Origin of the sequence: Enterobacter roggenkampii, assembly GCF_001729805.1 — a bacterium.
In the GTDB taxonomy this organism is placed as follows: domain Bacteria; phylum Pseudomonadota; class Gammaproteobacteria; order Enterobacterales; family Enterobacteriaceae; genus Enterobacter; species Enterobacter roggenkampii.
Window position 1 is genome coordinate 109,730 of the sequence record NZ_CP017185.1, and the last position, 11,541, is coordinate 121,270.

Annotated in this window: 9 protein-coding genes; all 9 read left to right on the plus strand. The window is 48.4% G+C overall.

The genetic code is table 11. From position 1 onward, the window contains the following. The first annotated feature begins 10 nt into the window (after window positions 1-10). Window positions 11-484, plus strand: a complete 474-nt coding sequence (locus BFV67_RS22875; protein WP_069599066.1) for a phage tail protein — start codon at window positions 11-13, stop codon at window positions 482-484. Then, a complete protein-coding gene (locus tag BFV67_RS24375) occupies window positions 481-654 on the plus strand; it encodes a DUF5908 family protein (protein WP_157888847.1) in 174 nt (57 codons plus the stop codon). Before BFV67_RS22875 ends, BFV67_RS24375 begins: the two co-directional genes overlap by 4 nt. Next, on the plus strand, window positions 651-1,349 hold the full coding sequence (locus BFV67_RS22880) for a CIS tube protein (RefSeq protein ID WP_069599067.1): 699 nt from the start codon (window positions 651-653) through the stop codon (window positions 1,347-1,349). The genes BFV67_RS24375 and BFV67_RS22880 overlap by 4 nt, the downstream gene beginning before the upstream one ends. Further along, entirely contained in the window at window positions 1,349-2,920 is a 1,572-nt protein-coding gene (locus BFV67_RS22885) for a phage baseplate assembly protein V (RefSeq protein ID WP_069599068.1), read from the plus strand. Before BFV67_RS22880 ends, BFV67_RS22885 begins: the two co-directional genes overlap by 1 nt. Window positions 2,921-2,960: 40 nt before the next feature. Further along, window positions 2,961-3,374, plus strand: a complete 414-nt coding sequence (locus BFV67_RS22890) for a GPW/gp25 family protein (protein ID WP_069599069.1) — start codon at window positions 2,961-2,963, stop codon at window positions 3,372-3,374. Further along, window positions 3,371-3,796 carry a hypothetical protein gene (locus tag BFV67_RS22895; RefSeq protein ID WP_069599070.1) on the plus strand — a complete coding sequence of 142 codons (426 nt, stop codon included), beginning with the start codon at window positions 3,371-3,373 and terminating at the stop codon, window positions 3,794-3,796. The genes BFV67_RS22890 and BFV67_RS22895 overlap by 4 nt, the downstream gene beginning before the upstream one ends. 578 nt (window positions 3,797-4,374) lie before the next feature. Further along, a complete protein-coding gene (locus tag BFV67_RS22900; protein ID WP_069599071.1) occupies window positions 4,375-6,528 on the plus strand; it encodes a baseplate J/gp47 family protein in 2,154 nt (717 codons plus the stop codon). Between the two features lie 26 nt (window positions 6,529-6,554). Then, window positions 6,555-9,365, plus strand: coding sequence for a hypothetical protein (locus BFV67_RS22905; RefSeq protein ID WP_069599072.1), 2,811 nt, complete (start codon window positions 6,555-6,557; stop codon window positions 9,363-9,365). 79 nt (window positions 9,366-9,444) lie between these two features. Continuing rightward, on the plus strand, window positions 9,445-11,478 hold the full coding sequence (locus tag BFV67_RS22910) for an autotransporter outer membrane beta-barrel domain-containing protein (RefSeq protein WP_069599073.1): 2,034 nt from the start codon (window positions 9,445-9,447) through the stop codon (window positions 11,476-11,478). The last annotated feature ends 63 nt before the right edge of the window (window positions 11,479-11,541 follow it).

Below are 11,541 nucleotides of genomic sequence, written 5' to 3' on the forward strand. Positions count from 1 at the left end.
GTAATATACCATGTCAGATTTATATACCCCTGATGTTTTCAAACCATCGGTTTCGCATCGATTCATTACTACCTTCTTATTTGAAGGTGTCCCAAGCCCACTTGATATTGCTTTTAATCGGATATCTGGACTTAGCCGGGAACTAAATGTAAGCCAGTACAGTGAAGGGGGCGAAAATCTAAGAAACAATTATCTTGCAGGAAAAATTAATCATGGATCTCTGATACTGGAGCGTGGGGTGATGACTGTAACACCACTGACAGCCATCTTTGAAAATATTATGCGTGGTGGGACACTTATTTATGCCGATGTTGTGATCTTACTGCTTGGTGAACATTCTTTTCCAGTTGCCAGCTGGACGTTGAGTAATGCACTGCCTGTTCGTTGGCAGACAGGAGATTTTGACGCCAGTACCAGTAAAGTCCTTATTAACACGCTGGAATTGCGCTACCAAGAAATGTTTTGGCTGGGGGTGAAGGCATGACTATTGAAATAAGAGAATTGGTTATTGAAGCTCGTATCTCGGACAGTGAAGGTTCCTCAACTAAGAGTCTGGCAGAGGAAATTGCCAAAAACAGAGAAGAAGAAGCTCGCTGGGTGGAACTCATTAGCAAGATGGTAGTTGAGCAGTTGCGTGAAGAGCGAGGAGTATGATGATACTGGACAAGTCATTATCCAGACTCACGATTAAAGGTTATACCGATCGTGAAATGAGAGAGTCGGTTGGAACGGTTGTATCAATGTACAACCCGGATGCCTTACAGCTTAAGTATCAAACAAGGTATGCTCAGGATGGGTTTATCAGCAGCAATACCCAAAGCAATACTTATCAGTCATCCCACCCAGGTGAACTGGACCTGGAGCTGATTTTGGATGCGCGAATGCCGGGAAACTCGCGCCCCCTGGACATACAACTAACGGAGCTGCATGAACTGTGCTATGCCGTAGATCCTGTTAGCTGCGAGCCACATTTTTTAGCAGTGTCCTGGGGTAAACTTCCAATGGGCGGGGTGGCAGGGCATGAATTTATGGGCAGGGCCACGAAATTTGCGGTCAGTTATACTCTATTTGAACGTGATGGATCTCCTCTGCGGGCCAGCATAACGCTTTCCTTAATCGCAGATGCCAGTATAGTTTTGCAAAATGCCAAATTAAGTCTTAGATCGCCGCCAGTTGCCGTTATTTCCGTACCCGATGCCAGCACGTTGCCACTTATTGCCGCTAAGAGTAGCTCTCTTCTTAAGGGAGGCGTGGATTATCTAACTTTGGCCGACAGCAATGATTTGAACAGCCTTAATGCTATCAAGCCTGGTCAGACACTGATGGCTCCAGCACTGGGGGGCAAGTAATGAAGAAACATGTCTATTCTGCGATGGCCCCGAGCGATCGGGTCTTCTTGTTTGCAGGCTGGCAAGAACTGAATACGTTGTGCCCGATTTATATACGTACAGAGCAGCGTGTTAATGGAATTCCTTCTGTATCCTTAGAATTATCTGTTCCTGGTAATGCGCAACGTGAACTGAGCACCAATAAAGAAATGGAGCTTTGTCAGGTTGGGTTACCTATGTCGATCAAGGTATATGACGATGAATTGTGCCTTCAGGTGGAACTCTTTTCAGGCGTTATCACTGCCCGGAGCCTTACGATAGTCAAGGGACAGGCAATTCTGTCACTCGTTCTTAAACACAAGCTTGTCCAGCTTGATAATGTTGTCCGTTCCCGGGTGTTTAATCAAATGAGTTGTAGCGACATTATTCGGACACTTTGTCCAGCTGATGTCTCTAAGGTTAACAACCAGACGAGTATGGGCACCATATATGAGCAACGTGTTCAGTTTCGTTGTTCTGACTGGCGAATGCTACGTTATTGCCTGGATGCCTGCGGAGCATGGCTGATTGCAAGCCCCTCCATGGTCCATATTTTCCATCCCATGCTTGCACCTGAGACGCAGGCAGTTCATCACTTGCAGGCTGAGAATGGCCCATTTATTGAAAAGGCAACCTGGAATTTTAGCGCTATAGATCAGCCTGCCAGTTTGAGGCTGACTGCATGGGATATTGCTTCGCAGACACAGATTTCCGCATTGGCCCGTAAGTGCTCCCTGGGTAGTGGCGCACTTGAGCCCGGAACGGGCCTCAGTGATGAACCCTGGGTTTTGGGGTATGGAACATCACCCTCTATGGAGGAATTGCGGAGTCAGGCCGAAAGCATGCTTTTGAATCTGCAGCTTCAGGGAGTAAAAGGGGAGTTTACCGTACAGGGTTCCTTAAAGTATCAACCAGGAAATACATTAAAGCTCTCGGGCTTTGGTCAACATTTCGACGGCGTTGGGATTATCACAGCAGTTATTCACACAATCACCCCTTCCCGCTGGACTACTACCTTGACACTTGGACCTGGTGGACATGCGCTTACACCAAAACCATTCTTGCAGATGAGTGGTATACATACCGCTGTGGTTTCATCGTATGACAAGAGTGACAAACTCTACCGGATCCGTGTTCATTTAAATGCATTGGGTGATGATCAGAATAAAAATCAGCTCTGGGCGAGATTCGCTATGCCATATGCCACAAAAGGTAGCAGTTTTATCTGCTATCCTGAGCCTGGCGATGAGGTTGCAGTTGGTTTTTTTGAAGACAATCCCGATTACCCGGTGATCGTCGGTTCCTTACACAATCCAAAAAGTCCACCGGTCATTGAACCCGGTAAGGATGAGGGGCTTAAAGGATGGAAAACAAATCAACTTCAGCTACAGATTGATACACGCAAACAGAATCTGATGCTTAAGGCAGGGGAGGAATCGACAATTACCCTCGATAAATCTAAGGCTATTGAGGTCAATGGAGCCAATGGCATCAATATATATGGGAAGCAAAGCGTGACAATAAAAGGAAATAAAATTGATTTGTCTAAGTAACTTACTATAAATATATTACGTTTATATTAATGAGGTACCTATGAGCGAACAACTAGCGCAGGTATATGGTCGTGGCTGGGCTTTCCCTCCCGTGTTCACTATCGAGGGTGTTGCTATGGCAGGCGGTGCCGAGGATATTGCTCAGAGCATGCGGATCCTGTTCTGCACCCTGCCTGGTGAAAGGATTATGCGGGAAAACTTCGGTTGTGATCTCAACCAGTTTCTGTTTTCTGGTATAACTAATAGCCTTCTGTCTGATATTGAGCAACAGATCCAGAACAGCATTTTGCGTTTTGAGCCGCGGGTTCAGATAATCAACATTTTATTTGACACAAAAAACATGTCTTCTGGTCAGTTGAGTATTAAGGTGAATTATTGCCTGCGTGGAAGTGATATACAGCAACAGCTTACAGGAAGACTGGATGTCGTGAATGGTCTGGGAATATCCTTATGATGTCATGGGTTATAGTTGATAGTGATTTTATTGAGTTTGATAAAATGTTCGGTCATCGGAAAGTGACCATTACCGACAGTAAAAAAATAACTGGCAGCGGCCATGCTGAAATAAATAAAAAAAAAGTATGTGTGCTGGGAGATGAAAAAAAAATAAATCTGAAAGCAACTTATACGATTGATGGGTATGCATCTCCAGGAAACGGTCAGGTTACAATTACTAAACTTAACGACAGCCAATTTACTCAGGGGTGTATTAGTGAGAAACCACTCATTACTGAAGGAAATGGCACGTTTGTCGCTCTTTTTACTCCTTCGACCCCGGCAATTGGCCCATCCCCTGCAAATATGCCTGATGTAACAGCTCCTACGCCAGGAACAGGATGGTTTAAACACAGTCAGGATTGGGTTAAAGCAGGATAGTACGTTCATATTGAGTCGTTTCATCAGCTATTTCTGACCAGCTAAGGTGCATCTAAATTAAAATCAATAACAGACTTGTTTTTTTTGAGTGCTTTATTGAAAATATTTTATAATTATCATTATATACATTTGCAATGGTAAATGATGATTTGTTTAGTTTGTGGTGTTTTTATTTATTTCGGTTGGTTTTTTAGCTGTTTTTTTATATTCTTTGCTGCTAGCCTTTGATAAGAGTTTTTCTGTATTTATACTTTACCTGCAAGAGATTAATATTTATTTTACGTGGTTAAAGGTAATCTGAATGGGGCTCCGGTCTGTATGTATTAGAATTAAAAGTGTTATTTATGTATTTTATTTAATTTGGTGTAAGGGTTGTGGTGGTTGTCATGATAATAGTGGGTGAGCTATTGTGTATATTATGGCTTTTTAATTATTTTGTTTTTATTGCATTTCTTTTTTTAAATGTGTTCCCGTTGTGTAAGTTGTACGGAAATGCTCCTGTTAATTCATGGTGTATAAATTTCATTTCTCCACGCGCAACTATTTTATAGTGTGCTATTAATTGAGTTGGTAATATCATGGCTGATAAATCTGCATTGCAAGAGGCATTATCTGGGGTTGTTCCTGATGTCGGTTTTTTGCTGGACAGCCGGACCGTTCTGACACGCCTTAAGGCTATTGAAGAATATGCGCGTTGTGTGCCTTATGTGCCTGACGATCCGGCTCATCGGGAAACAGGGCTCAGCTGGTCTGATTTTCTTTTTATGGGGGGAAATACACCGGAACGATTGGCTGCACTCTATGATTCACCATCAACTGCAGATGGGAATTTATTGCCTCACCAGGCTTTTTTATTGGCCATTCTGGCTCTGCTTGAAACCCCCAGTGCATTCATAAATTATTTTTCTGGGGCCCATCGCAATCTGTATTATCGGCAGTTATTATCACTGCAAGAAAAGGCTGCCGAACCTTCACAGGTTGCCGTTTCAATCGAACTAAACAGCGATACTCCTGAGAAAATGTTATCAGCCGGCACGCTTCTGGATGCCGGACAAGATAGTCAGGGGAGAGTAATTGAGTTCAGGTTAGACGACGAATTGCTGGCCAATCACAGTAAATGGACTGACTTACGATGGTGTTACCCTTCCGTAAAGGGCGTTGGAGCTGGAACCTCTGCTATCGTGTATGACGAACAATACGTCTGGCCATCAAACGGAATGAATCTTTTTGAAGCGGTTGAGCAGGATCAGCTCATTCTGACCGGAAGAATGCTGGCCTCTCCCTTACTTGTGAATGACTCTTCTCAAGACCTGGTCGTTTCAGTAATGTTTGCAACCTCTCCAGCCAAGGCTGGACTGCTGGCCCATGCCAGCAGTGGTGAAGAATGGCTACCCCTGAAGATTACAGACTCAGCTGATCGCTCATTATCATTTACCTTGCCTGCTGACAGTGGCGGAATCAGCATCCCTGACGGCCTGGCTGGTGTGGCTTTTACTATTCCCGTGATACGACTGTCGCGTCAGGATGGTCAGAGTGTGCCTGATATTGTCTCGGTGACAGTGAATGGTATCGACCTTACCAGTGACCAGTACCAAACAGCGATCATGACCCCATTTGGTCACAGTGATGAGGTTCAGGCAGTTGAGAATATGCAGCTTTATATTGGGATCAGTGGAATGCTGCCGGAACAAACTCTTTCCTTGTTCTGGAAGCTTAATACAGCCCAACCTCTGACTCTGAACTGGCAGTATTTGACAAAAAATAACCGATGGAAGGAGCTTGATCCCTATTTGATAGATCGTACCCATCGTCTGCTTCGCAGTGAAAGATGGACTACTATATTGCCGGCCGATGCTGGCAATATGGCACCAGCAATGCCATCCGGCCGCCACTGGTTTCGTGCAGAGATTGTTCCAATCAGCACTCAGGAATTGGGTGTAGCCAAGTACCCCAGACTGGTCGGTCTAATAACCAATGGGATGACCGCAACCCTGAATAACTTGCCGATGCTTGACAGTACTGTTGCCGGAACGTCATTTCCGGCAGGTGCTATCCGCCAGTTTGTGAAAAATATCCCTGGCGTTGCCCGGATACAACAACCCTGGGTCTCCTGGGGGGGGAGTCCTCCTGAATCGCAGGATGCGTATGGCATTCGTGTAGCTCAACGGCTTTTTCATCGTCATCGTGCACTAACCTGGCCTGACATGATGATGCTGCTTGAAACAACATTCCCTGTAGTATTTGGGGTTATGCAACCATCAGGAGATATCCTGACCACGGTACCAGCTCTGACTGAACAGACACTTGTGGTAATTCCCAGGGTCACAGCCAAAGACAACAGTGACCCTCTGCGTCCCGTATTCAACGCCGCCAGACTGGAATTAATGAGTAACACGCTGCAATCACTGGCCTCGCTATGGCAGAACATTCAGGTCAGAAATCCCCGATATCGTGATGTGCAGCTGGAGTATGACGTGAAGTTTTATACCGGTGTAAATCCAATGTGGGCGGAGCGTGAGCTGCAGAATGCTCTCATTGCGCGCTATATGCCATGGAGCACAGGCATGACTGCTGGAGTATCACTGGCTAATAGGCTGAATTACTACGATGTGATGGCTACCCTGCAGCAGCAGCCTTATGTGGATCATGTGATCGGTCTGAAGCTGGATGGGATGGAAGACTCGATACAAGGTGATGGCGACGAAGTGTTGATCCTTTGTTGGCCGAATTAAATTACGGCTCCGTTTAAGGACTAATTATGAGTAATACAGATGCGCTGTTCCCGGTGGTTCGGGATGAAATCGTGTTTGATAATTTGTTAGCGCAGGCAACGAAAGTACTGACAACTTATGCAGGACAATGCTGGACGGATACTGCAGAACATGATCCTGGGATCACTTTGTTAGAGGCGTTGAGCTATGGTGTGGCAGACCTTGCATATCGTCAAACCCGGCCATTGACCGATCTTCTTACCCCATCTCCATCCCAACAGGTTGTTGATGGGGGATTATTCCCTCAGGAGTTTGGTCCCCAACAGGCGTTGACATGCGGGCCGGTCAGCGAACAGGATTATCGCCGGGCGATACTGGATTTACACAGTTCAGGTACCGAGGAGGGTTATTTCTTCTTCAGTAACGTACGTCTGGTACGGGAACCGGAAGCAGATCGGTACCAGTACTGGTATAACCCTGAATTTCGGGAATACCAATTCACGAAGCCTGAGGAAAACTCTGAAAGTACAGCGTTTCAAATTTCATTACTGGGTAATTATCATCTTTATCTTGTGCCTTCCCGTGAAACTGAAAAGGATCCTCTGCCTGCAAGCACCGCACTTGCGTCTTTTCTGCTCAATAATCGTAATTTGGGTGAAAGTGTTAGTCGTGTGGTCTGGCTAGAGCCGGAAGATCTGATGCTGGATCTGATTATCGAACTGGAAGACAACATCAGTGCCAACAGTAATGTGGCCGTAATTTATGCAAATATTTATCAGGTTGCTGAGAATTATATTCGGCCTCCACTTGCTCGCTACTCCACCACTCAGTTACGAGATATTGGCATGAGCACTGAGGATATCTTTCAGGGACCTTGGCTGCGTCATGGCTGGCTCCCCTCACTGCCACCTCATATTGACAGCAGCACCCATGCCACGGTGAGTTTAAGTGGTTTAGTCGATGCGCTGTTGACAGTTAAAGGTGTGAAAGGGATCCGTAAACTGAGCTGTGGTTCAGAAACGCCATCGCATTGGCAATGGGTAGCAAATTCTGCAGGAACATACCCGAGATTATGGGGGGAAGATCCGCTTGCTGTGATGTCAGAAGGAAATTATGTCCAGTTACTGGCTAACGGAGATATTCCGTTAAACTCGAGTAAAGAAGAAATTCAGGCTGAAATTAAGCGCCCGGCTCTAATCCTGAATTCAGCGAAGGTTTTACCGTATGGTCGTTGGCGTGAGCCGGGCAAGTATTATCCAGCAACGGAGATCATTCCGCCCTGTTATAATCTGAAAATCCCGGCGACCTCTTCGGTACAAACCCACCTGCATCAGTTTTTGCTCATGTTTGAGCAAATTCTCGCAAATGCTTGCCAGCAGCAGGCGATATTACCGGATCTGTTGTCTTTTAAACGGCAGGGAGACGTGGTCTGGGGAGCACAGTGGCCTTTTGCTGCTGACACCATCAGTGATGACGTGCATCGCGCATATAGTTCTGTTCTGAAAGATAATCTGGCTAAAAGCAGCCATGACCGATCGCATGAGCTGTCCATTATTGGATATTTACTTAGCTATTTTTATTGTCAGCTTGCGCCAGAAATCTTCGGTCAGCCTTCGGAACAGTATCTTGCCTCCCAGCAGGGATACTTGTCACGACTGGCAGAACTCGGTTATCACCGTGCCAACATTCGTTGTGATCAGGTATCGTCCTTGCAGCGCCGTATCGCAGCACGTCTTGGTCTGGGGGGGGCGGCCATTTTTGATGATACAACACCATTCGCCGAACTGCCTTTCTACCTGGTTGAGCATAAAGCACTTATGCCACTCCAGCCTGATCCACAATATAACCTACGTCAGACACCAGTCTTTGTTGTGGCAGAGGAGATCGATGGAGAAGAGTTCCTGACACTAACCTGCGAGAATTTAGGCGGGCTCACAGTGGGTCACATGGTGGATGTATTGTTAAATCAGGGAACCAAAGACGAGTTCCGTATTCGTGGGCAAATGGTCCGCCGTATTGACCCTCAACATATGTATTTTTCTCTGAGTCTTACCGCCAGCGTTCAGTTAAAGAGAAATCTGAGTGACATTCTGAGTGCGTCACCGCAGACACTGTCCTGGCAAAACAGTGATGTCTGGCTGGAAGACATGAATTTTCCGTTAATCTACGATTCGGATCAGACTAACTTACCTGGCGATCAAAAGCGTCTTATGTGCTCTCCTTTCCCGGTCATGATTATGCCTGGTGATGTTTTAGTACTGGAATATCAAATAACAAAGAATGCGATCAAAGGTCGTTCTTATGATGATTTAATCCGAAAATTGACAGTGGTTAGCGTTGATCCGATAGCAAATACTTTGGTGATACATTGTAACGACCCCCTGCCGCATGATGTACAAACAAGTCATTATCAGTGGCACTTTGCCAGCAGTAGTCATGCTGTGAAAGATCGTTTCTCCTTCATGGTCAGTGTGGTATTTAATCAGGCACTTCTGCTTGAACTAACGGAAGACCCATATGCGGCAGAAGCATGGGTTAGGGAAGCTATCCTTGGTGAAGTACCTTCACATATCGGGGTGTTGCTTCACTGGAAGCCGCGCTGGGAATTCAACCAGTTCGCCCACACCTATAGCCAGTGGCAGAGCGACGGCGCAGCCCTGGGAGATAAGTCGTTTGAGCTGCTCAGAATGTTGTCGCTGGGCAATATACCTTACGGACTGGATGGAATTGGTTCTATGTATGTGGCCACGGCGGTGCAACAGGCAGACGTTGTTGGTGAGGACGGTTCCGAGTGGAACAGTGATGTGATCGAGGAAGATCAGTTGTTCTATGTACCATTAGTTGACGACTCCATATGATTCGCATCGTGAATTATATGAATAGCAAATAAGTGGTTCTGGCATGTAACACGGACAATAAAAATTGCAGGATAAAACAATGAATAGTGCGAAAAACAACACCCGCTCCCGGAATACAGACGCCCCGACGACGGAGGAGCTGAAGTCCAGGTTCCAGGCACGTAGCCTGCCGCTGGAAACGGATTTTCACGATCTGATTGATGTGGCGGAGTGCGGGCGACGGGCCGTGGGGAGAAATCCGGGACAGACGCCGAACCCTGACAGCGGCCTGATGCTGGACGACAGCCAGCAACTGGTGGTGAAGGTGGACGTGGCAAGGGGGCTGTCCGTCAGCGGGAGCGGGGTGGGGGTGAACACGTCGGCGGGGAACGGCCTGACGGTGGCCAACAGTCAGCTGAAGGTGGCGCTGGGCGGCACGCCGGGGCTGGAGCTGACCGGCACGGGTCTGCAGGTGAAGGCGGACGTGGCAAGGGGGCTGGCGGTCAGCGGGAGCGGGGTGGGGGTGAACACCTCGGCGGGGAACGGCCTGACGGTGGCCGGAAACCAGCTGAAGGTGGCGCTGGGCGGCACGCCGGGGCTGGAGCTGACCGGCACGGGTCTGCAGGTGAAGGCGGACGTGGCAAAAGGGCTGGCGGTCAGCGGGAGCGGGGTGGGGGTGAACACCTCGGCGGGGAATGGCCTGACGGTGGCCGGAAACCAGCTGAAGGTGGCGCTGGGCGGCACGCCGGGGCTGGAGCTGACCGGCACGGGTCTGCAGGTGAAGGCGGACGTGGCAAGGGGGCTGGCGGTCAGCGGGAGCGGGGTGGGGGTGAACACGTCGGCAGGGAACGGCCTGACGGTGGCCGGAAACCAGCTGAAGGTGGCGCTGGGCGGCACGCCGGGTCTGGAGCTGACCGGCACGGGTCTGCAGGTGAAGGCGGACGTGGCAAAAGGGCTGGCGGTCAGCGGGAGCGGGGTGGGGGTGAACACCTCGGCGGGGAATGGCCTGACGGTGGCCGGAAACCAGCTGAAGGTGGCGCTGGGCGGCACGCCGGGGCTGGAGCTGACCGGCACGGGTCTGCAGGTGAAGGCGGACGTGGCCAGGGGGCTGGCGGTCAGCGGGAGCGGGGTGGGGGTGAACACCTCGGCGGGCAACGGCCTGACGGTGGCCGGAAACCAGCTGAAGGTGGCGCTGGGCGGCACGCCGGGGCTGGAGCTGACTGACGCGGGTCTGCAGGTGAAGGCGGACGTGGCCAGGGGGCTGTCCGTCAGCGGAAGCGGGGTGGGGGTGAACACGTCGGCGGGGAACGGCCTGACGGTGGCCAACAGTCAGCTGAAGGTGGCGCTGGGCGGCACGCCGGGGCTGGAGCTGACCGGCACGGGTCTGCAGGTGAAGGCGGACGTGGCAAAAGGGCTGGCGGTCAGCGGGAGCGGGGTGGGGGTGAACATTGACACGACGCTGCGGTTCAATAATAACCAGATTGGCGTGCCTGATAATTATGTCACCAAGGCCGGAAACAGCACCATCAAAAACGGCAGCCTCTCATTTGAGACTGACAACACTGGGGTGCATTTCTATGGAGGAAGTAAAATAATCAAGGCCTCAGGCTCCAGCATGCGCTGGTATAAGCCGAGTAATAACGCCATGCCGCAAATCTGTGATTACGACGGCAGCAATCCGAGTAATATTGCGACAGAACATTTTGTAGTAAATGAAATCAACTCATGGGGGGGATATTCTAAACATAAGGGAGACCTTGTCGCTTTTGAGGTGAGCGAGAAGGATGCTTTTGTCCCGATCGATATTGACTTTGTAATTGGTGTAGAGGTAGAAAACGCTGACAAACCGGGGATTGTTACTGGCAGGGTATCCTCATTTATGGGAGCGGGTAATATCTGGCGTTGTCCTGGAATACACATAGATATTAATAAAATAAATGGAAATATTACTAAGATTTATCTTTTGCAAAATAATAATAATAATAAATTGGCTATGGCTTTCTCTACTCCAAATAAATTTGAGGATGCCTGGATGCATATTAGGTGGAAAGTCAGGGTCAATGGTGGGAATTATTACCATAGGGGCTTGAATGGGTTCGGTGGTTTCAAAATCATAGACCAGGTGAATTTATAGAGATTTCTTATTAAATATATGCCAAGTCTTATTGATGTTGATGTTGATGTTGATGTTGATGTT